Annotated in this window: 23 protein-coding genes and 1 tRNA gene; 15 read left to right on the top strand and 9 right to left on the bottom strand. The window is 68.6% G+C overall.

Annotated elements, in window-relative coordinates; translation table 11 throughout:
• The first annotated feature begins 3 nt into the window (after positions 1 to 3).
• Genes ACGF5O_RS17945 through ACGF5O_RS17920 form a run of 6 tightly spaced genes read left to right on the top strand, consistent with a single transcriptional unit; the run spans position 4 to position 3,981 of the window.
• Positions 4 to 246, top strand: a complete 243-nt coding sequence (locus ACGF5O_RS17945) for a hypothetical protein (protein WP_393810823.1) — start codon at positions 4 to 6, stop codon at positions 244 to 246.
• The gene (locus ACGF5O_RS17940) at positions 239 to 436 is read left to right on the top strand and encodes a hypothetical protein (protein WP_393810822.1); all 198 of its coding nucleotides are present in this window, start codon (positions 239 to 241) and stop codon (positions 434 to 436) included. The genes ACGF5O_RS17945 and ACGF5O_RS17940 overlap by 8 nt, the downstream gene beginning before the upstream one ends.
• On the top strand, positions 433 to 1,248 hold the full coding sequence (locus ACGF5O_RS17935) for a phosphoadenosine phosphosulfate reductase (RefSeq protein WP_393810821.1): 816 nt from the start codon (positions 433 to 435) through the stop codon (positions 1,246 to 1,248). Before ACGF5O_RS17940 ends, ACGF5O_RS17935 begins: the two co-directional genes overlap by 4 nt.
• Entirely contained in the window at positions 1,245 to 2,639 is a 1,395-nt protein-coding gene (gene repSA / locus ACGF5O_RS17930; protein WP_393810820.1) for a replication initiator protein RepSA, read from the top strand. The genes ACGF5O_RS17935 and repSA overlap by 4 nt, the downstream gene beginning before the upstream one ends.
• Entirely contained in the window at positions 2,636 to 2,827 is a 192-nt protein-coding gene (locus ACGF5O_RS17925; RefSeq protein ID WP_294011435.1) for a helix-turn-helix domain-containing protein, read from the top strand. Before repSA ends, ACGF5O_RS17925 begins: the two co-directional genes overlap by 4 nt.
• A complete protein-coding gene (locus ACGF5O_RS17920) occupies positions 2,824 to 3,981 on the top strand; it encodes a tyrosine-type recombinase/integrase (protein WP_393810819.1) in 1,158 nt (385 codons plus the stop codon). Before ACGF5O_RS17925 ends, ACGF5O_RS17920 begins: the two co-directional genes overlap by 4 nt.
• 69 nt (positions 3,982 to 4,050) lie before the next feature.
• On the opposite strand, the gene ACGF5O_RS17915 is transcribed toward ACGF5O_RS17920, so the two are convergent.
• The 9 genes from ACGF5O_RS17915 to dnaA form a co-directional block, all read right to left on the bottom strand.
• Positions 4,051 to 4,127: transfer RNA gene (locus tag ACGF5O_RS17915), tRNA-Ile, on the bottom strand.
• Positions 4,128 to 4,238: 111 nt separating this feature from the next.
• Positions 4,239 to 5,012 (bottom strand): DUF3566 domain-containing protein, encoded by a 774-nt coding sequence (locus ACGF5O_RS17910; protein ID WP_393810818.1) that lies wholly within the window; start codon positions 5,010 to 5,012, stop codon positions 4,239 to 4,241.
• A gap of 18 nt (positions 5,013 to 5,030) precedes the next feature.
• Entirely contained in the window at positions 5,031 to 7,634 is a 2,604-nt protein-coding gene (gene gyrA / locus ACGF5O_RS17905) for a DNA gyrase subunit A (protein WP_393810817.1), read from the bottom strand.
• 42 nt (positions 7,635 to 7,676) lie between these two features.
• Positions 7,677 to 9,758 carry a DNA topoisomerase (ATP-hydrolyzing) subunit B gene (gene gyrB / locus ACGF5O_RS17900; RefSeq protein WP_393810816.1) on the bottom strand — a complete coding sequence of 694 codons (2,082 nt, stop codon included), beginning with the start codon at positions 9,756 to 9,758 and terminating at the stop codon, positions 7,677 to 7,679.
• 374 nt (positions 9,759 to 10,132) lie between these two features.
• Entirely contained in the window at positions 10,133 to 10,660 is a 528-nt protein-coding gene (locus tag ACGF5O_RS17895) for a DciA family protein (protein WP_362580630.1), read from the bottom strand.
• Positions 10,657 to 11,778, bottom strand: a complete 1,122-nt coding sequence (gene recF / locus ACGF5O_RS17890; RefSeq protein ID WP_393810815.1) for a DNA replication/repair protein RecF — start codon at positions 11,776 to 11,778, stop codon at positions 10,657 to 10,659. The genes ACGF5O_RS17895 and recF overlap by 4 nt, the downstream gene beginning before the upstream one ends.
• 72 nt (positions 11,779 to 11,850) lie before the next feature.
• Positions 11,851 to 12,726, bottom strand: coding sequence for a phosphogluconate dehydrogenase (NAD(+)-dependent, decarboxylating) (gene gnd, locus ACGF5O_RS17885; RefSeq protein ID WP_393810814.1), 876 nt, complete (start codon positions 12,724 to 12,726; stop codon positions 11,851 to 11,853).
• A 188-nt stretch (positions 12,727 to 12,914) separates the two neighbouring features.
• Positions 12,915 to 14,045: a DNA polymerase III subunit beta gene (gene dnaN, locus ACGF5O_RS17880; protein ID WP_365695064.1), complete on the bottom strand. Its 1,131-nt coding sequence runs from the start codon at positions 14,043 to 14,045 to the stop codon at positions 12,915 to 12,917.
• Between the two features lie 957 nt (positions 14,046 to 15,002).
• Complete coding sequence (gene dnaA / locus ACGF5O_RS17875; RefSeq protein WP_393810813.1) at positions 15,003 to 16,964, bottom strand: chromosomal replication initiator protein DnaA; 1,962 nt, start codon at positions 16,962 to 16,964, stop codon at positions 15,003 to 15,005.
• A gap of 373 nt (positions 16,965 to 17,337) precedes the next feature.
• Here dnaA and rpmH point away from each other — a divergent pair, with 373 nt between their 5' ends.
• The 9 genes from rpmH (at position 17,338) to ACGF5O_RS17830 (ending at position 24,348) form a co-directional block, all read left to right on the top strand.
• Positions 17,338 to 17,475, top strand: a complete 138-nt coding sequence (gene rpmH / locus ACGF5O_RS17870) for a 50S ribosomal protein L34 (RefSeq protein WP_015659252.1) — start codon at positions 17,338 to 17,340, stop codon at positions 17,473 to 17,475.
• 21 nt (positions 17,476 to 17,496) lie between these two features.
• Positions 17,497 to 17,868, top strand: a complete 372-nt coding sequence (gene rnpA / locus ACGF5O_RS17865) for a ribonuclease P protein component (RefSeq protein ID WP_362580638.1) — start codon at positions 17,497 to 17,499, stop codon at positions 17,866 to 17,868.
• The gene (yidD, locus tag ACGF5O_RS17860) at positions 17,865 to 18,230 is read left to right on the top strand and encodes a membrane protein insertion efficiency factor YidD (RefSeq protein ID WP_093500828.1); all 366 of its coding nucleotides are present in this window, start codon (positions 17,865 to 17,867) and stop codon (positions 18,228 to 18,230) included. Before rnpA ends, yidD begins: the two co-directional genes overlap by 4 nt.
• 3 nt (positions 18,231 to 18,233) lie before the next feature.
• On the top strand, positions 18,234 to 19,544 hold the full coding sequence (yidC, locus tag ACGF5O_RS17855) for a membrane protein insertase YidC (RefSeq protein ID WP_393810812.1): 1,311 nt from the start codon (positions 18,234 to 18,236) through the stop codon (positions 19,542 to 19,544).
• Positions 19,545 to 19,559: 15 nt separating this feature from the next.
• Positions 19,560 to 20,072 carry a protein jag gene (locus ACGF5O_RS17850; protein WP_393810811.1) on the top strand — a complete coding sequence of 171 codons (513 nt, stop codon included), beginning with the start codon at positions 19,560 to 19,562 and terminating at the stop codon, positions 20,070 to 20,072.
• A gap of 117 nt (positions 20,073 to 20,189) precedes the next feature.
• Positions 20,190 to 20,906: a 16S rRNA (guanine(527)-N(7))-methyltransferase RsmG gene (gene rsmG / locus ACGF5O_RS17845; RefSeq protein WP_362580644.1), complete on the top strand. Its 717-nt coding sequence runs from the start codon at positions 20,190 to 20,192 to the stop codon at positions 20,904 to 20,906.
• A 298-nt stretch (positions 20,907 to 21,204) separates the two neighbouring features.
• A complete protein-coding gene (locus tag ACGF5O_RS17840) occupies positions 21,205 to 22,278 on the top strand; it encodes a ParA family protein (RefSeq protein WP_393811085.1) in 1,074 nt (357 codons plus the stop codon).
• Positions 22,275 to 23,396 carry a ParB/RepB/Spo0J family partition protein gene (locus ACGF5O_RS17835; protein WP_393810810.1) on the top strand — a complete coding sequence of 374 codons (1,122 nt, stop codon included), beginning with the start codon at positions 22,275 to 22,277 and terminating at the stop codon, positions 23,394 to 23,396. The genes ACGF5O_RS17840 and ACGF5O_RS17835 overlap by 4 nt, the downstream gene beginning before the upstream one ends.
• Positions 23,397 to 23,730: 334 nt before the next feature.
• Positions 23,731 to 24,348: a GNAT family N-acetyltransferase gene (locus ACGF5O_RS17830; RefSeq protein WP_393810809.1), complete on the top strand. Its 618-nt coding sequence runs from the start codon at positions 23,731 to 23,733 to the stop codon at positions 24,346 to 24,348.
• Positions 24,349 to 24,389: the final 41 nt, after the last annotated feature.

Below are 24,389 nucleotides of genomic sequence, written 5' to 3'. Positions count from 1 at the left end.
GCTGTGGAGAACCTCACCGTCTCGGCCCACATCGAGCCGGACACCCGTTTCCGCGTCACACCGTTCGCGGACCGCACCCGCCCCTTCGTCAGCCTCCGCATCGGCGGCGACAGCGTCGAAATCGCCCTTCTCGCCGCCCCCGGCACCTCCGAGGCCCTGCGCATCCTCGCCGCCGCCGCGATCGAAGCCGCCGACGCCCTGGACGCCATGACCGCCGACGCGCCGGAGGTGACCGGCCGTGGCTGACCTCACCCCGACCCCGGACCGTCCCGGCCTGCACGTCAGCAAGCCGTCCCCGGACGCCCCCGCCACCGCATCGGCCGTCTGCCACTGCGGCGCCCGCGCCACGGCCACGGGCGACACCCAGGTCAAGGCACTGGTCGACGGCTACACCGCCAACCACGGCCCCGCCCACAGCAAGGAGGGCCAGCGATGACGAACCTGCGTACGTTCAGCTTCGGCGGGGGCGTCCAATCCGTGGCCTGCCTGGTGCTGGCTGCACAGGAACGGATCGACTTCCGTACGTTCCTGTTCGCCAACGTCGGCGAGGACTCCGAAGACCCCCGCACCCTGGCCTACTTCCGCCAGTACGCCAAGCCGTACGCCGAAGCCCACGGCATCCGCCTCGAAGAACTGCACCGCACCAAGCGCGACGGCACCCGCGAGACCCTGTGGGGCCGCATCACCAAGCCCGGTTCCCGCTCGCTGCCGATCCCGGTCCGCCTCTCCCCGAGCGGAGCGCCCGGCACCCGGGCCTGCACCGGAGACTTCAAAATCAAGGTCATCGGCAAGTGGCTGAAGAAGAACGGCGCCACTGCTGACAACCCGGCCACGGTCGGCGTCGGCATCAGTCTGGATGAGATCCAGCGCGCCAACAGCCGCCGTAGCGAGGCGTACGAGCAGATCACCTACCCCCTGCTTGACCTCGGCCTGCGCCGTACGGACTGCCAGCGCATCATCCGGGACGCCGGTCTGCCGGTGCCGCCCAAGTCGGCGTGCTTCTTCTGCCCCTTCCACAGGCCCGAGGACTGGCGCGAGATGCGCCGCACCGCTCCCGACCTGTTCGCCAAGTCGTGCCAGCTCGAAACGCTCCTCAACGAGCGCCGGGAGATGCTCGGCAAGGATCACGTCTACCTGACCCGCTTCCTCAAGCCCCTTGACCGGGCGATCCCGGACGGCTGGGACACCCTGCCATTCGACGAGTGGGACGCCGACGGGCTGTGCGACTCCGGGCGGTGCTTCACGTGACCAACGCCGCCACCACGGCGGGCCTGGAGGACCCGGCCACCCTCGCCGACGTGCTGAGGCTGGCCGGGTCCCCCGGCTTCGACCGCGTCCAGGACCAGATCCGCCGTACGGGCGGCTGCTCCGACCCCATCCACCTGCAAGGCTCCACCGTCACCCGCGACCGCACCACCGGCCAGATCCTCCACCGGTACGACACCGACACCGAACCCGGCGGACGGCTGCGGATCGCGTGCGGCAACCGCCGCGCGTCCCGCTGCCCCGCCTGCGCCTGGACCTACGCCGGAGACACCTACCACCTCATCCGCGCCGGCCTCGTCGGAGACCCCGCCAAAGGCACCCCCGAGACGATCCGGGATCACCCGCGGGTCTTCGCCACCCTGACGGCGCCCTCGTTCGGCCCGGTCCACAACCGTCCAGGTAACCGCCCCTGCCGCTGCGGCCAGCGACACAGTGAGGACGCGCCCGAACTCGGCACCCCGCTCGATCCGGAGACCTACGACTACGCGGGCGCCGTGCTATGGAACAACCACGCCTCCGACCTGTGGCGCTACTTCACGATCTACCTCCGTCGCGAGATCGCCCGCCGCGTCGGCCTCACCCAGAAAGAGGCTCGCGAACAGTCCCGGGTGGCCTTCGGCAAGGTCGCCGAATACCAGAAGCGCGGAGCCGTCCACTTCCATGCCGTGATCCGCTTCGACGGTCCCGACGGACCCGACAGCCCGCCGCCGGCCTGGGCCACACTCAACGTCCTCACCGACGCGATCCGTGCCGCCGCCGCCCGCGTCGCTGTCGACGTACCGCCCGCGGGAGACCAGCCTGCCCGCCTGCTGCGCTGGGGCACCCAGCTCGACGTACAGCCGATCGGCGCCTTCGGCCACGGCGAGGAGATCACCGAACAGGCGGTCGCCTCCTACGTCGCCAAGTACGCCACCAAAGCCGCTGAGACCACCGGCACGGTCGACCGCCGTATCGGCAACAAAGAGGCCCTGGTCCTGCTCGACGTACCGGACCACCCCGCCCGGCTCATCGCCGCGTGCCTCGACCTGCATGCCCTCTACCCGGACCGGAAGCTTCGCGACTGGGCTCACATGCTCGGCTTCCGGGGCCACTTCTCGACCAAGTCCCGCCGCTACTCCACCACCCTCGGCGCCCTCCGCCAGACCCGCGCCGACTACCGCGCCGCCCAGCAACGCGAAGCCCTCGGCCTGCCCGACCTCGACGACACGGAGACAACCACGCTCACCCTCGCCCACTGGACCTACGCCGGGCACGGCCACACCCCCGGCGAATCCTGGCTCGCCGCCAACATCCGCCGGGAGATCCAGCTCAACCGCGACACCGCCCGCGAGGAACTACCTGCCCTGCTCGACCGGGAAGGAGCCGCCGCATGACCACCGCCGCACCCGAGTTGCTGACCGTGCCGGAGGTCATGGCGAGTCTCAAGGTGGGCCGGACCAAGGTCTACGACCTGATCCGTACTCACCGCCTGGTCTCGATCAAAGTCGACGGCTGCCGTCGCATCCCGGCTGACTCGGTCGGGGACTTCATCCGCAGGCAGATCGAAAGGGGCGACCGGTGACCAAGAGGCGCCCCAACGGCGGCGGCACGATCTCAAAGCGGGCGGACGGCCGGTACATGGGCCGCGCGTACGTCACCGACACGGACGGCAACCGTGTCCGTAAGACCGTGTACGGCGCCACCTGGGACGAAGCCAACGAGAAGCTCGGCAAGCTCCAGGATCAGGAGCGCAACGGCGTCCCGGTGCCCTCACGCTCCTGGTCGCTCGGGGAGTGGCTGGCCTACTGGCTGGAGCACATCGTTGAGCCGGACTCCGAGCACAACACGTACGTCAAGTACGAGTCCAAGGTCAGGCTGTACCTGATGCCGCACCTCGGTAAGAAGTCGCTGGTCAAGCTGACTCCTGCCCAGGTCCGCGCCTTCATGGCCACGCTGAAGCGGGACAAGGTGCCGGCGCCCACGCGGTTCGAGGTGCTCCGTGTGCTCCGGAACGCCCTCAACCGGGCCATCCGCGAGGAGCTTCTGACGCGCAACGTCGCTCTCCTGGTCGACATGCCCAAGGTCAGCAAGGACAAGGGCACTGCATGGAACGCCCGTGAGGCGGTCACGTTCCTCCGCGCGGCCCGTGCGCATCGCCTCTACGCGGCCTGCGTGCTCGTCCTGGTGCTCGGTCTCCGCCGTAGTGAGGTGCTGGGTCTGCGCTGGCAGGACGTCGACTTCGAGGGGAGGCAGTTCACGCCGGTCAGGCAGGTGCAGCGTGAGAAGGGCGTCGGCCTGGTCCTCAAGGATCTCAAGACCGAGTCGTCACAGGCAGTGCTCCCCATGCCGGAGTTCTGCGCTCGCGCCCTGGAAGAGCGCCGGGAACTGCAAGAGCTGGAACGGAAGATCGCCGGTGAGCACTGGGCACAGGAACCGGATCAGGACCTGATCTTCTCGTCCGAGCATGGCGGCATGCTCGATCCGGTGGGCTTCTCGCGGACCTTCGGGCGGCTCGTGAAGCGCGCCGGCGTCCGTCGCATCACGGTCCGGCTCGCCCGGCACACCTGCGGGACCCTGCTCGCCTTCCTAAAAGTGCATCCCAAGGTCGCACAGGCGATCCTCCGGCATAGCCAGATCAGCATGACGATGGACGTCTACACGCACGTGGTGGGCGACAGTGAGCGGGAAGCCGTCGCGATGCTCGCCGAGCTGCTGGAAGATCCGCTCATCGGCTGACCGTCGCTGTTGGTGTCAACCGTGGGTGTCAAAAGACCACCTGCTCACGTGAGCAGGTGGTCTTTTGGCTGGTGGGGCTAACAGGATTTGAACCTGTGGCCTCATCCTTATCAGGGATGCGCTCTAACCAACTGAGCTATAGCCCCGCCGCGCTGTGCGGTGTATGTCCCGCGCGCTGACTCCTGAAGATTAGCGCACGACCGGGGCAGTCCCAAAATCGGTTGTCGGGGGACCGTCGGGCGAGGTTTGAAGTCCGGTTACTCGTCCTCGGCCAAGGTCAGCTCGATGCCGCCGACGAAGCCCGCGGAGAGGTTGTAGATGAAGGCTCCGAGGGTCGCCAGCGCCGTCGCGAGGACGACGTCGATGACCGCGATGATCGCCGTGAACGTCAGGACGTGCGGGAGGGAGAGGAAGGCCTGGAGGTCGAAGCCGTTCGACTCGTTGGAGCCGGTCGCCTCCGAGATCGTTCCGCCGACCGTGGAGAACACGCCCATCGCGTCCAGCACCATCCACAGCACCGCCGCCGCCACGATCGAGCAGATGCCCAGCGCGATGGAGAGCAGGAAGCTGACCTTCATCACCGACCAGGGGTCGGCCTTGGCGACCCGCAGCCGGGCCTTGCGGGTGCGGGGCGCGGTGCGCGTCCCGGCAGTGCCCGTACGCGGCCGTCGTACGCCCGCTGCGGGCGCCTGCGCGGCCTGCGCCGCCGGGTAGGCCTGCGGCGGGTGGTAGGGCCCGGCGGGCTGCTCGCCACGCCGTTCCCCGGGCAGCGGGGAAGCCCCCTGCTGCTGCGGCTGCGCGGGCGCCGGTCGGTCGCCCGGCGCGGCCGGCCCTCGGGTGTCGGTCACGGTTCCCCCCTGCGATCCCGGTGCGTCCGGCGCGGGCGCCTTGATCGCCTTCAGCTGGGTCGTGTGCGTGTCCGGCGGCTGCGGCGCACCGCCCCCGTCGGACGCGGCGGAGCCACGGGCGCCGCCGTCCGCATCCGTACCCGTCGAGGTACCGGCCGATCCGGCGCCCGTGGCTCCGCTCACGATGACTCTCTCCTCGTGCTACTCGGCCGAGGGCGCCTCACCCTCGTCCGTACCGCTGGTCTCGAGACCCTCGGCGGTCTCGGCGGTCTCGTCCACGGTGTCGTCACCGTCGACTTCCTCCGCCTCGCTGCCGGCCTCGGCGTTACGTGCGATACCCACGACGGCATCGCGCTTGCCCAGGTTGATCAGTTGGACGCCCATGGTGTCACGGCCCGTCTCCCTGACCCCGCTGACTCGCGTGCGAATCACACCGCCGCCCAGGGTGATGGCGAGGATCTCGTCGTTCTCCTCGACGATCAGCGCGCCGACCAGCGAACCGCGGTCCTCCACGATCTTGGCGGCCTTGATGCCGAGGCCGCCGCGGCCCTGGACGCGGTACTCGTCGACACGGGTCCGCTTCGCGTACCCCCCGTCGGTGGCAGTGAACACGAACGTACCGGGTCGAACAACATTCATCGACAGAAGTTCATCCCCCTCACGGAAACTCATGCCCTTGACACCGGAGGTGGCCCGGCCCATGGGTCGCAGAGTGTCGTCGGAGGCGGTGAACCTGATCGACTGTGCCTTCTTGCTGATCAGAAGCAGATCGTCGTCCGCCGAAACCAGCTCGGCACCGATCAGTTCGTCGTCGGAACCGTCCTCGCTCTCCCGCAGGTTGATCGCGATGACACCGCCGGAGCGGGGCGAATCGTAATCCTTCAGAGGCGTCTTCTTGACCAGACCGGCCTTGGTGGCGAGCACCAGGTAGTCCGCCGCGTCGTAGTCGCGGATCGCGAGGATCTCGGCGATGGCCTCGTCCGGCTGGAAGGCCAGCAGGTTCGCCACGTGCTGACCGCGCGCGTCCCGGCCGGCGTCCGGCAGCTCGTAGGCCTTCGCCCGGTACACCCGGCCCTTGTTCGTGAAGAACAGCAGCCAGTGGTGCGTGGTCGAGACGAAGAAGTGGTCGACGATGTCGTCTTCCTTCAGCTTCGTGCCGCGCACGCCCTTACCGCCGCGCTTCTGCGCCCGGTAGTCGTCCGTCTTGGTCCGCTTCACATAGCCACCGCGCGAGACGGTGACCACGATGTCCTCCTCGGCGATCAGGTCCTCGATGGACATGTCACCGTCGTAGGGCACCAGCATGGTCTTGCGGTCGTCGCCGTACTTCTCGACGATCGCGGCCAGCTCCTCGCTGACGATGCCGCGCTGGCGGACCGGCGAGGCCAGGATCGCGTTGTACTCGGTGATCTTCGCCTGGAGCTCGTCGTGCTCCTGGATGATCTTCTGGCGCTCCAGGGCGGCCAGCCGGCGCAGCTGCATCTCCAGGATGGCGTTGGCCTGGATCTCGTCGATCTCCAGGAGCTGCATCAGGCCCGTGCGCGCGATCTCGACCGTGTCGCTGGCCCGGATCAGCGCGATGACCTCGTCGATCGCGTCCAGCGCCTTGAGCAGGCCGCGCAGGATGTGCGCCCGCTCCTCGGCCTTGCGCAGCCGGAAGCGCGTCCGGCGGACGACGACCTCGATCTGGTGCGTCACCCAGTGCCGGATGAACGCGTCGAGCGACAGCGTCCTGGGGACCCCGTCCACCAGCGCCAGCATGTTGGCGCCGAAGTTGGACTGCAGATCGGTGTGCTTGTAGAGGTTGTTGAGGACGACCTTGGCGACCGCGTCCCGCTTCAGCACGATGACCAGCCGCTGGCCCGTGCGCGACGAGGTCTCGTCACGGACGTCCGCGATGCCGCCGACCTTGCCGTCCTTCACCAGGTCGGCGATCTTCTGCGCGAGGTTGTCGGGGTTGGTCTGGTACGGCAGCTCCGTGACCACCAGGCACTGGCGGTTCTGGATCTCCTCGACCTCGACGACCGCGCGCATGGTGATCGAGCCGCGGCCCGTGCGGTAGGCCTCCTCGATGCCCTTGCGGCCGACGACGAGGGCGCCGGTCGGGAAGTCCGGGCCCTTGATCCGCTCGATCAGCGCGTCCAGGAGCTCCTCGTGCGAGGCCTCCGGGTTCTCCAGGCACCACTGGGCGCCGGCCGCGACCTCGCGCAGATTGTGCGGCGGGATGTTGGTCGCCATGCCCACCGCGATACCGGCGGAGCCGTTGATCAGCAGGTTCGGGAAGCGGGCCGGCAGGACGGTCGGCTCCTGGGAGCGGCCGTCGTAGTTGTCCGTGAAGTCGACGGTCTCCTCGTCGATGTCGCGGACCATCTCCATCGACAGCGGCGCCATCTTGCACTCGGTGTACCGCATGGCGGCCGCCGGGTCGTTGCCCGGGGAACCGAAGTTGCCATTGGAGTCGACGAGCGGCATGCGCATCGACCAGGGCTGGGCGAGGCGGACCAGGGCGTCGTAGATGGAGGAGTCGCCGTGCGGGTGGTAGTTGCCCATGACGTCGCCGACGACACGGGCGCACTTGTAGAAGCCGCGCTCGGGGCGGTAGCCGCCGTCGTACATCGCGTACAGCACGCGGCGGTGGACGGGCTTGAGACCGTCCCGGACGTCGGGCAGCGCACGGGACACGATGACGGACATCGCGTAGTCGAGGTACGAGCGCTGCATCTCCGTCTCGAGCCCGACGGGCTCGATCCGCATCACGACGTCGCCGCCCTCTTCAGGGGTGACAGGAGTGTTCTCGTCGGCCATTGCTGGTGAAGATCCTTCCTGGTGCGGTCAGCTGAGACCGACTCAGATGTCGAGGAAGCGGACGTCCTTGGCGTTGCGCTGGATGAACTGGCGGCGGGCCTCGACGTCCTCGCCCATCAGGACCGAGAACAGGTCGTCGGCCTGGGCGGCGTCGTCGAGGGTGACCTGGCCGAGGACCCGGTGGTCGACGTCCATGGTGGTCACGCGCAGCTCCTCGGCGTTCATCTCGCCGAGACCCTTGAAGCGCTGGATCGAGTCCTCCTTGACCCGCTTGCCGCGCTGCCGGCCCAGCTCCAGGAGGGCGTCGCGCTCGCGGTCGGAGTAGGCGTACTCGACCTCGTCCCGGCCCCACTTGATCTTGTAGAGCGGGGGACGGGACAGGTACACGTGCCCCTGCTCCACCAGGTCGCGCATGAAGCGGAACAGGAAGGTCAGCAGCAGGGTGTTGATGTGCTGGCCGTCGACGTCGGCGTCCGCCATCAGGATGATCTTGTGATAGCGGAGCTTCTCGATGTCGAAGTCCTCGTGCACACCGGTGCCGAAGGCCGAGATCAGCGCCTGGATCTCCTGGTTCTGCAGGATCTTGTCGATCCGCGCCTTCTCGACGTTGAGGATCTTGCCTCGGATCGGGAGGATCGCCTGGTACTGCGGGTTGCGGCCGGACTTGGCCGAGCCGCCGGCGGAGTCACCCTCGACGATGAAGATCTCGCACTTGGTGGGGTCGTTCGACTGGCAGTCGGAGAGCTTGCCCGGCAGGGACGCCGACTCCAGCAGGCCCTTGCGGCGGGTGAGGTCGCGGGCCTTGCGGGCCGCCACGCGCGCGGTGGCCGCCTGGATGCCCTTGCGGATGATGTCCGCGGCCTCCACCGGGTTGCGGTCCAGCCAGTCGTTCAGGTGCTCGTAGACCGCCTTCTGCACGAAGGTCTTGGCCTCCGTGTTGCCCAGCTTGGTCTTCGTCTGGCCCTCGAACTGCGGCTCGCTCAGCTTGACCGAGATGATCGCGGTCAGACCCTCGCGGATGTCGTCACCGGTGAGGTTGTCGTCCTTCTCGCGGAGCAGCTTCTTGTCGCGCGCGTACTTGTTGATCAGCGAGGTGAGCGCCGCGCGGAAGCCCTCCTCGTGGGTGCCGCCCTCGTGCGTGTGGATGATGTTGGCGAACGAGTAGACGCCCTCGCTGTAGCCGCTGTTCCACTGCATGGCGACCTCGAGGGACAGGCTCTTGTCCTTGTCCTCGGCCTCCAGGTCGATGATCGTGGGGTGCACCACGTCTCCCTTGCGGGAGTTGAGGTACTTCACGTAGTCGACGATGCCGCCCTCGTAGTGGTACGTGACGGTCCTGACCTCGGCCTTCTCGTCCGCACCCGCCTCGTCCGCACCGGCGACGGCCTTCGCCTGCTCGCGCTCGTCGGTGAGCCGGATCGTCAGGCCCTTGTTGAGGAAGGCCATCTCCTGGAAGCGCCGCGACAGCGTCTCGAAGGAGTACTCGGTGGTCTCGAAGATGTCCGGGTCGGCCCAGAACGTGACCGAGGTGCCGGTCTCGCCGGTCTCCTCGTGCTTGGCCAGCGGAGCCGTGGGAACGCCCAGCTTGTAGTCCTGCGTCCAGCGGTGGCCGTCGGTCCTGATCTCGACGGAGACCTTGGTCGACAGCGCGTTCACGACGGACACACCCACACCGTGCAGACCGCCGGAGACGGCGTAACCGCCGCCGCCGAACTTGCCGCCCGCGTGCAGCACGGTCAGCACGACCTCGACGGCCGGCTTGCCCTCGGACGCCACGATGCCGACGGGGATGCCACGGCCGTTGTCGACGACGCGCACGCCGCCGTCGGCCAGGATCGTCACGTCGATCGTGTCCGCGTGGCCCGCCAGAGCCTCGTCGACAGAGTTGTCCACAACCTCCTGCACCAGGTGGTGCAGGCCGCGCTCGCCGGTGGAGCCGATGTACATACCGGGTCGCTTGCGGACCGCGTCCAGCCCTTCGAGCACGGTGATGGCGCTGGCGTCGTACGAGGCGGAGGCCGGGCCAGAACCAGCGGCCTCACCGTGCGCGCCCGCGTCGGTGGACGGGATGTTCTCGTTGGGGTTGCCGGAATCGGCCACGAAGCGCCCTTTCTGGCACAGCACGAGCCGGGCTCGTCGGCGGGTTGCCGGAGCGGCTGCGGCATGTTGCGTTGGTAAGCCTTGATCAGCGTTGCTCAGCTTTTCCCGGACGGTCCCCACGTTCGGGGCGGGATTGTCTTCCAGTCTACCGGTAGCGCCGACAGTGATGGGGGTTTGCCGGTACCTGAGTCCTCATGTGCCGCCCTGAACCGGCCTGTGCCGACTCCCGATATGCGGATGGGGGCTCCAAGAGGCTCACGGAGGCACTCAGCGCTTCCGACTGTCAACCCTTGGCTACTCCGGCGTCAGGTCGCGATTCGCAACCGCGTGCGGTCGTACGACGATCGGCCGGGCCGGCCCTGGAACGGCCTCGCACCCGGCTGCGATCGTGACGTAAGTCACCCGTAGGTATCCCCGGGGCCCGTGCTCCCAGGGGCCCGCAGCGGGCCGTAGCGCCGGGCAGGACCGCCGGGATTGAGCACCTTGATCAGGCGTACGGTGCCGTGCCCCAGGTCCTCGTTCAGCCGGGCGACGAGCGCGGGCGCGAGGTGGCGCAGCTGGGTCGCCCAGGCGGTGGAGTCGCACTGGACGACCAGCACCCGCTCGTCCTCGTCGTACCGCTGCGGCACGCAGTGCTTGGCCAGATCGTCACCGACGATCTCCGGCCAGCGGCCCATGACCCCGCCGACCGCGGCCGGCGTCTCCCAGCCGCGCTCCGTGATCAGCCGGTTGATGGCGGATCCGAGCGCCATGGGGTCGCGGCCGTCGGCGCGCGCGCCGGAGCGCAGGCCACCGCGGCGCGCCTGCTTCTTCTGCTGCGCCGCGTCGCCGCGCGCGCGTGCCGCCTCCTTCGCCGCCCTCAGCGCCACGCGCGCGAGGTCGACACCGGAGGGCTCGTCCTTGGGCGCGGGTCCGTCGGTGCTCATGCCCGCTCCACCGTCCCGTCGGCCACGGCGTACCGCACACCGGCGAGGACGTGCGGCACGTCGTCGTCCACGGCGGCGGTGACCAGCACCTGCTCACCGGGCGCCACCAGCTCCGCCAGCCGCTCCCGGCGCCGCGCGTCCAGCTCGGCGAACACGTCGTCGAGCACCAGCACCGGTTCGTTCCCCTCGGCCCGCAGCAGGTCGTACGACGCCAGGCGCAGCGCCAGCGCGTACGACCAGGACTCGCCGTGCGAGGCGTACCCCTTGGCGGGCAGCTGCCCCAGCTTGAGCACCAGGTCGTCGCGGTGCGGGCCGACCAGGGTCACGCCCCGCTCGATCTCCTGCTTGCGGGCGTCCGCCAGGGCCGCCATCAGCTGCGTGTACAGGTCCTCGCGCGTGTGCGCCTCGCCGGGCGCCGACGGCTTGTACTCCAGCGCGACCGGACCGCCGCCCGGCGCCAGCTGCTCGTACGCCTTGTCGGCCAGCGGCTGGATCGCGGCGACCAGGTCGAGCCGCTGGGCGAGCAGCTCGGCGCCGGCCCGCGCCAGGTGCTGGTCCCACACGTCGAGCGTGGACAGGTCCATGGAACGGCCGCCGTGCCGCCGGGCGAGGGCGGCGGTTTTCAACAGGGTGTTCCGCTGCTTGAGGACGCGCTCGTAGTCCGACCGCACACCGGCCATCCGCGGCGAGCGCGCGGTGATCAGCTCGTCCAGGAAACGGCGCCGCTCACCGGGATCGCCCTTCACCAGCGCGAGGTCCTCGGGCGCGAACAGCACGGTCCGTACGATCCCCAGCACGTCACGGGGTCTGACCTGCGAGGACCTGTTGATGCGGGCCCGGTTGGCCTTGCCCGGGTTCAGCTCGAGCTCGACCAGCTGCTGCCGCTCGCCCTGCCGGACCTGCGCCCGGATGATCGCCCGGTCGGCGCCCATGCGGACCAGGGGGGCGTCGGAGGCGACCCGGTGGCTGCCGAGGGTGGCGAGATAGCCGACTGCCTCGACGAGGTTGGTCTTGCCCTGGCCGTTGGGGCCGACGAAGGCGGTGACGCCCGGGTCGAGCGGGACCTCGACCCGGGCGTAGGAGCGGAAGTCGGCCAGCGACAGATGCGTGACGTGCATGGTGTTCCGCCGACCTCCCCGTGACCTGCTGCTTCGTCTCTGCTCGGTACTGCTCGGTACTGCTTCTCGGTGCTACTTCGCCTCTACGGCGTGGCCGCCGAACTGGTTGCGCAGCGCGGCGATCATCTTCATCTGCGGCGAGTCGTCCTGCCGGGAGGCGAACCGCGCGAACAGCGAGGCGGTGATCGCGGGCAGCGGCACCGCGTTGTCTATGGCGGCTTCCACAGTCCAGCGGCCCTCGCCGGAGTCCTGTGCAAAACCCTTCAGCCGGTCCAGGTGCTCGTCCTCGTCGAGGGCGTTCACCGCGAGGTCGAGCAGCCAGGAACGGATGACCGTCCCTTCCTGCCAGGAGCGGAAGACCTCGCGCACGTCCGTGACGGAGTCGACCTTCTCCAGGAGCTCCCAGCCCTCGGCGTAGGCCTGCATCATCGCGTACTCGATGCCGTTGTGGACCATCTTCGCGAAGTGGCCCGCACCGACCCTGCCGGCGTGCACCGAGCCGAAGTCGCCCTCGGGCTTGAGCGCGTCGAAGACCGGCCGCACCTGCTCGACGTGCTCGGCCGCGCCGCCGTACATCAGCGCGTAGCCGTTCTCCAGGCCCCAGACGCCGCCGGAGACCCCGCAGTCGACGAAGCCGATGCCCTGGGCGGCCAGCTCCTCCGCGTGCCTCTCGTCGTCCGTCCAGCGGGAGTTGCCGCCGTCGACGACCACGTCACCGGGCTCCAGGAGCTCGGCCAGCTCGTCGATCGTGGACTGGGTCGGCGCCCCGGCCGGGACCATCACCCACACCACGCGCGGCCCGCTGAGCTTGCCCACAAGCTCTTCCAGGCTGTGGACATCGGCGAGGTCCGGGTTGCGGTCGTATCCGACGACGGTGTGGCCCGCGCGGCGGATCCGCTCGCGCATGTTGCCGCCCATCTTGCCGAGGCCGACGAGACCGAGCTCCATCAGTTGGTTCCTTAGGTTGCGGTGTGGCAGGAGAGGCACGTTCGTGCCCGCCTCCGAGCCTAATCCCGGCCCTTTGCGCACAGTTGTGGGCATAGCCGCTCACCTGGGGAAACCCACCGGACGCCGGTGCCGGATACCCACAGGGGACACCCGGCACCGTGCACAGCTGTGGACAACTCGGCCGCTGGTCAGCCGCTGAGTCGCACCGGCATGATCAGGTACTTGTACGCGTCGTCCGACTCCGCGTCGAGCGCGGGCTTGCCGCTGAGCAGCGCCGGCTTCGTGGACGTCGTGAACGACAGCTGGGCCACCGGCGAGTCGATCGCGCTCAGGCCGTCGAGCAGGAAGGTCGGGTTGAAGGCGATGGAGACGTCGTCGCCCTCCAGCTGCGCGTCGACCCGCTCCACAGCCTGTGCGTCGTCGCTGGAACCGGCCTCAAGGATCAGCACGCCCTGCTCGAAGCTGAGCCGCACCGGGGTGTTCCGCTCGGCGACCAGGGCGACACGCTTGACGGCCTCCACGAAGGGGGCGGTCTCGATCACGGCCACGGAGTTGAACTCGGTCGGGAACAGCGACCGGTACTTCGGCAGGTCGCCCTCGAGCAGCCGCGTGGTCGTACGGCGGCCGGCGCCCTCGAAACCGATGAGCCCCTCGCCCGCGCCCGAGCCGGAGAGCGCCAGGATGACGCTGTCGCCGCTCGTGAGGGCCTTGGCGGTGTCCAGGAGCGTCTTGGCGGGCACCAGGGCGACCGCGGAGGCCTCCGGGTTCTCCGGCTTCCACAGGAACTCGCGGACGGCGAAGCGGTAGCGGTCGGTGGAGGCCAGGGTGACCGTGTCGCCCTCGATCTCGATCCGCACACCGGTGAGCACCGGCAGCGTGTCGTCACGCCCGGCGGCGATAGCCACCTGGGAGACCGCGGAGGCGAAGACCTCGCCGGGGACCGTGCCCGTCGCGTTCGGCATCTGCGGCAGGGACGGGTACTCCTCCACCGGCAGGGTGTGCAGCGTGAACCGGGACGATCCACAGACCACCGTGGCCCGTACACCGTCTGTGGAAATCTCCACCGGCCGGTTGGGGAGCGCACGGCAGATGTCGGCGAGCAGGCGCCCGGAGACCAGGACCGTGCCCTCCTCCTCGACCTCGGTCTCGACGCTGACCCGCGCGGAGACCTCGTAGTCGAAGCTCGACAGGCTCAGCTGGCCGTCCTCGGCCTTCAGGAGCAGGCCTGCGAGGACCGGCGCCGGCGGACGGGCCGGGAGGCTGCGTGCCGCCCAGGCCACTGCCTCCGCGAGTACGTCGCGTTCCACCCGGATCTTCACCGTAAGCCCGCCTCCTGCTGTTGCCGGGGCTTCTCGCCCTGCTGCGTCTTCTTCGTCGTCTGTCTCGGTGTCGTCGGCCTCTGGGAGGGGAAGAACACCGGGGACCAGTCTGACGCACCGCACTGACAGCTGGTGCCCCTCGGGGTCAAGTCGTGACGAGGCGCGGTCAGGAGCCGAAGAGCGAGTTGTGCACAGGGCCCTCTTCGAAACGGATTCCCAGCTCTCTCTAGTTGTCAGTAGTAGTAGGGGCTGTGGATACCGTGGATAACCTCGTTTGCCCAGCTCAGGGCGGAGATTTTGTCCACTGCCCCTGTGGGTGACACCGGTGGACAACTGGGTGCCGCTGTGGAGAACAGAAAGTTCTGCACACGCCATGCACAGCCCGAGGGGAGTTCTCCCCAACACCGTCCCCAGCTTTACCCACCTTTCCCACAGCCCAACCCGGCACCTTTGTGTGACGCCTTTCACTCGACACGGTGAGCAGGCGCGTCACGTTGCCGAACAGTGGACAGCGGTGTGGAGAAGCTGGGGATCGCTGGGGACAACTACCCCTCAGCCTGTGGGCTACCGGTGGACAACTTCATCCACAGTCTGTGGATTCCGCCTTCGTCCACAGACTGTGGAGATCCGTCATCCACGATTCCACAGCCACTTGAGCTGCCCTGATGCCGTTTCAGCCCCCAGCCTGTGGACGACGTTCGGGACAACTTCACAGTCCCCAGGGTGTGGACGCAAGAAAGTCGGCAAATCTGTGGAGGACGCCCGTAACCAGGCCGGTAATCGAACAGCGGGGGGCGTTTGCCTGTGACCCCGTTCAGGGCACGCGCCCCGTCAGGGGTGCGGGGAACTGCGCGACAAGCCCCCACGGACCCGCAGCGGACCACGCCTCGGCACCACCCCAGGACGCCGAAAGGGCGCCCCGGGATCTCTCCCAAGGGCGCCCTGAACGCCGTAGGACTAGCCGTTCTTGATGCGGTTGGTCAGCTCCGTCACCTGGTTGTAGATCGACCGCCGCTCCGCCATCAACGCCCGGATCTTCCGGTCGGCGTGCATCACGGTCGTATGGTCCCGGTTCCCGAACTGCGCCCCGATCTTCGGCAGCGACAGATCCGTCAGCTCCCGGCACAGGTACATCGCGATCTGCCGCGCCGTGACCAGCTGCCGCCCGCGCGAGCTCCCGCACAGGTCCTCGACGGTGAGCCCGAAGTAGTCCGCGGTCGCCGCCATGATCGCCGACGCGCTGATCTCCGGCGTGGAGTCCTGCCCCCCGGGGATCAGGTCCTTCAGCACGATCTCGGTCAGCCCGAGATCGACCGGCTGCCGGTTGAGCGACGCGAACGCCGTCACCCGGATCAGCGCGCCCTCCAGCTCGCGGATGTTGCGCGAGATGCGGGAGGCGATGAACTCCAGCACCTCCGGCGGGGCGTTGAGCTGCTCCTGGACCGCCTTCTTGCGGAGGATCGCGATCCGCGTCTCCAGTTCCGGCGGCTGGACGTCGGTGATCAGACCCCACTCGAACCGGTTCCGCAGCCGGTCCTCCAGCGTGACCAGCTGCTTGGGCGGCCGGTCGCTGGAGAGCACGATCTGCTTGTTCGCGTTGTGGAGCGTGTTGAAGGTGTGGAAGAACTCCTCCTGCGTCGACTCCTTGTCCGCGAGGAACTGGATGTCGTCGACGAGCAGGATGTCCATCTCGCGGTAGCGCTTGCGGAAGCTGTCGCCCTTGCCGTCGCGGATGGAGTTGATGAACTCGTTGGTGAACTCCTCCGAGCTCACGTACCGCACCCGCGTGCCCGGGTAGAGGCTCCGCGCGTAGTGCCCGATCGCGTGCAGCAGGTGCGTCTTGCCGAGTCCCGACTCCCCGTAGATGAAGAGGGGGTTGTACGCCTTCGCCGGCGCCTCGGCGACGGCGACCGCGGCCGCGTGCGCGAAGCGGTTGGACGCGCCGATGACGAACGTGTCGAAGAGGTACTTCGGGTTCAGGCGGGCGGTCGGCTCACCGGGGCCGCCGGCCGGCGCGGGCTTCGCACCCAGTGGCCCGGGCCCGCCGGCGGTCGGCATGTCCGGTCGTCCGGGCCCGCCCCGGTGCCCCTGGGCCGGCCCGCCCGGGGGCTCGGGCAGCTCACGGCGCCCGGAGTCCCGGTCGTAGTCGGACCGGTCGTGGGCGGACCGGTCATGCGCGGGCCGGTCGTGACCGGCCCGGTCGTAGTCGGAGCGGTCGTAGTCGGGCCGGTCGTAGTCCGGGCGCGGCGATTCGTACTCGGCGCGCTGCTGCTCGTACGGCGGCCGGTCCAGCGGCTGCTGCGGGCGGTACTCCTGGGCGTACGGGTCCTGGCCGCCGTAGCCGTCCGAGCGGTACGCGTCCTGGGACGGCGAGGCATAGGGATCGCGCTCCGGGAAGCCGAGCCGCGGCTGCTGCCAGCTGTACTCGTCCTGTCCGGGGCGCGGCCAGGCGCCGGGCTCGGGGCGCTGGTACTCGGAGGGGTAGGCGGGACGGGCGGTGGGCAGCTGGTCGCGGCCGCCCTGGTCCGGCAGCTGGTCGGCGCGGTGCCGGCCGTACCCTCCGTCGTACGGCGACGGCGGGGGCTCGGGCTCGTCGTAGCGCGGCTTCTGCACGGGGGGCGCCGGCGGGGCCGGGGGCTCGCCCGCGGACTCGTCCACGGTGATCGCGATCCGGATCGGGCGCCCGCACTCACGGCTCAGGGTCTCGCTGACGATGGGGGCCAGACGGCCCTCCAGTACGTTCTTCGCGAATTCGTTCGGTACGGCGAGCAGAGCCGTGTCCGCGACCAGCGCGAGCGGCTGGCAGCGCCTGATCCAGTGTTCGTCCTTCGCCTCCACACCCTGACCGCGGCCCTCACCGAGGAGCTGCTCCAGTACTCGTGGCCACACTGCGGCAAGATCGGCAGGTACGTCAGCCACAGGGCACGCTCTCTCACAGGTCCCACGAACGTGTGGTTCGAGGACGGGTCGGGATGAAAATCAGGTCGGGCGGGGATAAAGGAACGAATCGGAGTTCAGCCACGGTAGTCAGCGTGGCGGCTGCGGTTCAAGTTGTTGTCCCCAGGCTGTGGATAGTGTCTCTCCGTCACCGCTGGTTTGACCGAATGGCGTAGCCCCGCGTACCGTAACCAGGTCGAGTTGTCGATGGCTGCTGCCGCCTGCCTCCGATGGGCACAGATCGCTGAAGGTGATCGGGAAGCGGTGCACTCGGGCGTGATGCGAGCTACTCGTGGGCGCACGGTGACAGCCAGGACGGCACCCGCCACACCGATTTGATTTCTGGAGCCCCCGAGTGAGCAAGCGCACCTTCCAGCCGAACAACCGTCGTCGCGCCAAGACCCACGGCTTCCGCCTGCGGATGCGTACCCGTGCCGGTCGCGCGATTCTCGCGAACCGTCGTGCAAAGGGTCGCGCCAGCCTGTCCGCCTGATCCCGGTCAGGTCATGACGTCGTGCTGCCTACCGAGCATCGGCTGAGGCGGCGCGAGGACTTCGCGACCGCGGTACGACGGGGGCGCCGGGCAGGTCGCCCGTCCCTCGTCGTCCACCTTCGTAGCGGTGCCACGGACCCGCACGCGCCTGGGGAGAGCGCTCCCCCGACGCGTGCGGGTTTCGTCGTGAGCAAGGCCGTGGGTGGTGCCGTGGTGCGCAATGCCGTGAAGCGCAGACTGCGTCATCTGATGCGTGAGCGAGTCGCCCTGTTTCCCCCCGGTAGCCTGGTAGTCGTACGAGCGCTGCCCGGAGCGGGCGACGCCGACCATGCACAGCTGGCCCGAGACCTGGACGCCGCCATCGAGCGGCTGCTGGGAGGGGGCGCGCGATGAAGTACCCGCTGCTGGCTCTGATCAAGCTGTACCAGTGGACGATCAGTCCACTGCTGGGCCCGGTGTGCAAGTACTACCCGTCGTGCTCCCACTACGGCTACACGGCCATCGACCGGCACGGTGCGATCAAGGGCACGGCACTCACGGCCTGGCGCATCCTGCGGTGCAATCCGTGGTCGCTCGGCGGTGTGGACCATGTTCCGCCGCGCAAGCGCCCGCGGTGGCACGAAATGCTGCGTGACGCCTGGCGTGCACGCAGGGGCGGGCCCTCCGCCGCCGAACCGGCCACCGAGGAGAAGCCTCCCTCCGAGCTTCCTTCGAGCCCGGCCGCAGAGACTTCGTCCCATGCCCAAGGAGCATGATTAGTGGACACGATTGCCAGCCTCTTCAGCTTCATCACGACACCCGTCTCATGGGTCATCGTCCAGTTCCACTCGGTGTACGGGAAGATCTTCGGTCCCGACACGGGCTGGGCCTGGGGCTTGTCCATCGTGTCCCTGGTGATCCTGATCCGGATCTGCCTGATCCCGCTCTTCGTGAAGCAGATCAAGGCGACCCGGGCCATGCAGACGCTCCAGCCCGAGATGAAGAAGATCCAGGAGCGCTACAAGAACGACAAGCAGCGTCAGTCCGAAGAGATGATGAAGCTGTACAAGGAGTCGGGTACCAACCCGCTCTCCTCGTGCCTTCCCATCCTGGCGCAGTCCCCGTTCTTCTTCGCCCTGTACCACGTGCTCAACGGCATCGCGACGGGCTCCACGATCGGTGTCATCAACGAGTCGCTGCTCGCCAGCGCCCGTAAGGCCCACATCTTCGGGGCCCCGCTCGCCGCGAAGTTCACGGACGGCTCCTCGAAGGTGGAGGCGCTCGGTGCCTCCCTCACGGACGTCCGCGTCGTCACCGCGGTCATGATCGTCCTGATGTCGGCGTCGCAGTTCTACACGCAGCGCCAGCTGATGACGAAGAACGTCGACACCACGGTGAAGACGCCGTTCATGCAGCAGCAGAAGATGCTGATGTACGTCTTCCCGGTCATGTTCGCCGTCTTCGGTATCAACTTCCCGGTCGGTGTCCTCGTCTACTGGCTGACCACCAACGTGTGGACCATGGGCCAGCAGATGTACGTCATCCGCAACAACCCGACCCCGGGTTCCAAGGCCCAGGCCGCCTACCTGGAGCGCCTCACCAAGCACGTCACGCACCACGGCAAGACCCGTCGGCGCAGCGAGAAGACCATCGTCAAGGCGATCGTCGCCAAGGGCCGGGACCGCAACGAGTTCGAGCGTTCGTTCATCAACGCGCTGACCAAGTCCGGTCTCGTGGCCCAGGCCGACGGCACCGTGGCGAAGGGCGAGGCCCCGGCCGTCGCACAGACCGAGGACGGCGTCACGACCACCGGCGCCGCCAGGCGCCAGCAGCCCAAGCGCCAGACCAAGGCCCAGCGGCAGTCCGGCGTCACGAAGGCGGCCGGCGACTCCGCGTCGGCTTCTTCGGACGCGTCGGATTCCGCCGACGAGGCGGACACGACGACCTCGCTGGAGAAGTCCGACGAGCCGCAGGATGCCAAGCCGGCCGCCAAGCAGGCCCCGAAGGGCGGCTCCAACGGCCGCAGCAGGGCCCAGTCCGGTCAGCGCAAGGGCGGTCCGCAGCGCCCCAAGTCCCCGTCCAAGAAGTAAGAAGGAGCCCATCCCGTGACGGAAGGCACCACCTCCGCCGCTGCCGAGGGTGCAGACACCCTGACCCGCCTGGAGCAGGAGGGCGAGATCGCGGCGGACTATCTCGAAGGTCTGCTGGACATCGCCGACCTCGACGGTGACATCGACATGGATGTCGAGGCAGACCGCGCCTCCGTGTCGATCATCAGCGACTCGAGCGGCCGTGACCTGCAGAAGCTGGTCGGCCGTGACGGCGAGGTGCTGGAGGCGCTCCAGGAGCTGACCCGCCTGGCCGTGCACCGGGAGACCGGTGATCGCAGCCGGCTGATGCTCGACATCGGGGGCTACCGCGCCAAGAAGCGCGCCGAGCTCTCAGAGCTGGGCGCCAAGGCCGCCGCCGAGGTGAAGAGCACCGGTGAGCCCGTGAAGCTCAAGCCGATGACCCCGTTCGAGCGCAAGGTCGTGCACGACGCGGTCAAGTCGGCCGGGCTGCGCAGCGAGTCCGAGGGCGAGGAGCCGCAGCGGTTCGTCGTCGTACTGCCCGCCTGAGCGGTCCCCTCGTTGTACCGGCCCCGTCTGTTGAGCAGGCGGGGCCGAACTTTGTCAGCCTGGTAGTTCTGGTGGCCGGTGCGCGGAGCACCGGCGCTGTACGGAAGGACGGTCCCCGTGACGGAGGCTGCGGAGCTCCCCCCGGCGCCTGAGCAGGCGCGGGAAGTGTTCGGCGAGCGCTTCGCCGATGCGGTCCGCTACGCGGAGCTGCTCGCCGAGGCAGGCGTGCAGCGTGGTCTGATCGGCCCACGGGAAGTGCCCCGCCTGTGGGAGCGGCACCTGCTGAACTGCGCGGTGCTCTCGGAGGCCGTCCCTGAGGGGGTGACGGTGTGCGACGTGGGCTCCGGAGCCGGCCTGCCGGGCATTCCGCTGGCGCTGGTCCGGGAGGACCTCAACATCACCCTGCTGGAGCCACTGCTTCGGCGCACCAACTTCCTGACCGAGGTCGTCGAGCTGCTCGGCCTGGACCATGTGACCGTGGTCCGTGGCCGCGCCGAGGAGGTCATGGGCAAGCTGCCTCCGGTGCACGTGGTCACGGCCCGCGCAGTGGCCCCGCTGGACCGGCTGGCCGCCTGGGGGGTCCCGCTGCTGCGCCCCTACGGCGAGATGCTCGCCCTCAAGGGGGACACGGCGGAGGAGGAGCTGAAGGCCGCGGCCACGGCGCTGACCAAGCTCGGTGCGGTGTCCACGTCGATCCTGCATGTGGGTGAGGGCGTGGTGGATCCGCTGTCGACCGTCGTCCGTGTGGAGGTCGGGGAGAGCCCGGGCGGTGTGCGCTTCGCAGCCAAGCGGGCGAAGGCGGCTCGTACCGGGAGGGCACGTAGGCGCCGCTGATCCGTCCTGACGACCAGACGTACTCCACACAAGCTGCCAAACCTACGCATGACGGAGTGTCGCGGCTTTTCGGAACTGCTCGCTGTGCATCGTGTTTCACGTGAAACGTCGCTCACTGCTGCACGGCATCATCGGCCGGACCCGCGCCGCGGCCGAACCACGCGACCGAAAATCTCTCGGAGCCCTCGGAGAGGGGGCCTCTGGTGACACTCCGTCCCCCTTGAGGGGCACGGAGTTGTCCACAGAGGTGGATTTCTCCACAGAACAACAGGCCTCACTGGTTCATGACCCCGAAGACATGGGAGGCTCTGTTCATTGCGAGCCTGAAGTCGAGGAGAGTGAATCCTTGCGGTCCGACGCCAACATCGCGGGACCGATGACCGATCCGGTCCCCGGTCCCCGTACCGAGTCGATGGGGGCGGATGTTTCACGTGAAACACCGCCTCCGATGGACGACACTCCCATCGGTCGTGCTGCCCAACTTGCGGTGGAAGCCCTGGGCCGCGCCGGCGAAGGACTGCCACGTCCGGAGCAGACCAGAGTCATGGTGGTCGCCAACCAGAAGGGCGGTGTAGGCAAGACGACGACCACCGTCAACCTTGCCGCGTCGCTGGCTCTGCATGGTGCCCGTGTCCTGGTGATCGACCTCGACCCACAGGGCAATGCGTCCACTGCGCTGGGGATCGACCACCACGCCGAAGTTCCGTCCATCTATGACGTGTTGGTCGAGAGCAAGCCGCTGGCGGAGGTTGTCCAGCCGGTGGTGGACGTCGAAGGTCTCTTCTGCGCCCCCGCCACGATCGATCTCGCCGGTGCGGAGATCGAGCTGGTGTCCCTGGTGGCACGTGAGAGCCGGCTTCAGCGGGCGATCCTGGCGTACGAGCAGCCGCTGGACTACATCCTCATCGACTGCCCGCCCTCGCTCGGCCTGCTGACGGTCAACGCGCTCGTCGCGGGCGCCGAGGTGCTCATCCCGATCCAGTGCGAGTACTACGCGCTGGAGGGCCTGGGCCAGCTGCTGCGCAACGTCGACCTGGTACGGGGGCACCTCAACCCCGACCTGCATGTGTCGACCATCCTGCTCACCATGTACGACGGCCGGACGCGCCTTGCCTCCCAGGTCGCGGACGAGGTGCGCAGCCACTTCGGTGACGAGGTGCTGCGGACGAGCATTCCCCGCTCGGTCCGTATCTCCGAGGCGCCGAGCTACGGGCAGACGGTACTGACCTACGATCCTGGATCGAGCGGTGCCCTCTCGTACCTTGAGGCGGCCCGAGAAATCGCGCTGAAGGGCATCGGGGTCAGCTACGACCCGACGCAGGCCCATATCGGCGCTCAGAGCAACCCGAACATGGTGGAGGGGATCCAGTGAGCGAGCGACGGAGGGGGCTGGGTCGTGGTCTCGGTGCGCTGATCCCAGCTGCCCCGACCGAGATGACCCCGGCCCAGACGGCCGTGGGGGGAACGGTAGTGCCGTCCCCCGCCGCGGCTCCGGTGCTGACGACCGACCGCGGCGTCGCTGCGGCCAAGGTGACGACGCTGCCGGCTGTTTCACATGAAACCGAGGAGCCCTCGGTATTCGGCGTGGGGGCGGCGACGCCCGCTCCTCCGATGGGAGCCCACTTCGCGGAGATTCCCCTCGACGACATCACGCCGAACCCGCGTCAGCCGCGTGAGGTCTTCGACGAGGACGCTCTGCAGGAGCTGGTCACCTCCATCCAGGAGGTCGGCCTCCTCCAGCCCGTCGTCGTCAGGCAGCTGGGCCCCTCCCGCTACGAGCTCATCATGGGCGAGCGGCGCTGGCGGGCCTGCCGAGAGGCCGGCCTGGAGGCGATCCCGGCAATCGTCCGGGCGACGGACGACGAGAAGCTTCTCCTGGACGCGCTGCTGGAGAACCTGCACCGCGCTCAGCTGAACCCGCTGGAAGAGGCCGCTGCCTACGACCAGCTGCTCAAGGACTTCAACTGCACGCACGACCAGTTGGCCGACCGCATCGGGCGCTCCCGCCCTCAGGTCTCCAACACCCTGCGGCTGCTGAAGCTCTCCCCGGCGGTCCAGCGCCGGGTGGCCGCCGGAGTCCTGTCGGCCGGGCACGCCCGGGCGCTGCTCTCCGTCGACGACTCGGAGGAGCAGGACCGGCTGGCCCACCGGATCGTCGCCGAGGGACTGTCGGTACGGGCCGTCGAGGAGATCGTGACCCTCATGGGCTCGCGGCCCCAGACGACGACCCGTGCCAAGGGACCGCGGGCAGGCGCCCGGGTCTCGCCGGCCCTGAGCGACCTCGCGACCCGGCTCTCGGACCGCTTCGAGACACGGGTGAAGGTCGACCTGGGGCAGAAGAAGGGCAAGATCACCGTCGAGTTCGCATCGATGGAAGACCTTGAGCGGATCCTGGGCACGCTCGCCCCCGGTGAGGGACCGGTTCTGCACCAGGGCATCCACGACGGTGACCCCACGGCCTCCGAGGAGCCTGTGGAGTCCGAGGACTGACCGTCCCGGGCGTTTCCCGCCCGGTCGGCGCCCTGTCGCCCAGAGAGCGGACCATGTCCGGTGTGTACCGGAACACGGTCCGCTCTTTGCTTTCAGGCGGTATCGATGGAAACGCTGTGTGGATACGATGCGTTCGGTATGGCGCATCCACCTGACAGCTGGCAGCACCTCTGAGAGAGGCGGGGGCCATGCGATCGATGAGCCGCACCGGACTGGTGAGCGCGGGTCTGGGACTGGGCGCGACCGTCGGATTCTTCGGCAGTCTGCTCAGGGAACGCAGCGCTCTGACAGCCGCTCGCGACGCCGCGGGCGAAGGAAGCGAGGAACAGCCTTCATGGGGCGTCGGCTCGTACCGCTCACGCTGGACAACCTTCAGGACCTTCCCCAGCGCTGTCGCTCGTGTGTCTTCTGGGAGCTGGATCCCGTCAGCAGCGAAGCAGCGGTGAGAGCGGGTACAGCCGCGCTGGAGAAGGAATCCTGGATCTCCGCCGTCCTGCTCGACTGGGGATCGTGCGGCCGAGTGGTCTATGTCGACGACGTACCGGTCGGCTTCGTGCTCTACGCTCCGCCTGCCTACGTTCCCCGCTCCACGGCGTTTCCCACGAGCCCGGTGTCATCGGACGCCGTCCAGCTCATGACCGGCTTCGTCATGCCCGGCTATCAGGGGCAGGGGCTCGGACGCGTGATGGTGCAGACGGTCGCCAAGGATCTGCTGCGGCGGGGCTTCAAGGCGATCGAGGCGTTCGGCGACGCCCGCTACAAGGAAGCGGCCTGTCTGCTGCCTGCCGAGCACCTGCTGGCTGTGGGTTTCAAGACGGTCCGACAGCACCCCTCGCACCCTCGGCTGAGGCTGGAGCTGCGGACGACGCTCTCCTGGAAGGAAGACGTGGAGATGGCGCTCGACAGGCTTCTGGGGGCCGTACAGAAGGAGCCGGCGCTGCGGCCGCTCTGAGCGCCTCAAAGCGAATGGGCCAACCCCCAGGGGTTGGCCCA

Source organism: Streptomyces sp. NPDC048291 (genome assembly GCF_043201715.1).
Classification (GTDB): domain Bacteria; phylum Actinomycetota; class Actinomycetes; order Streptomycetales; family Streptomycetaceae; genus Streptomyces.
This window is presented reverse-complemented; position numbering and strand designations above follow the sequence as displayed.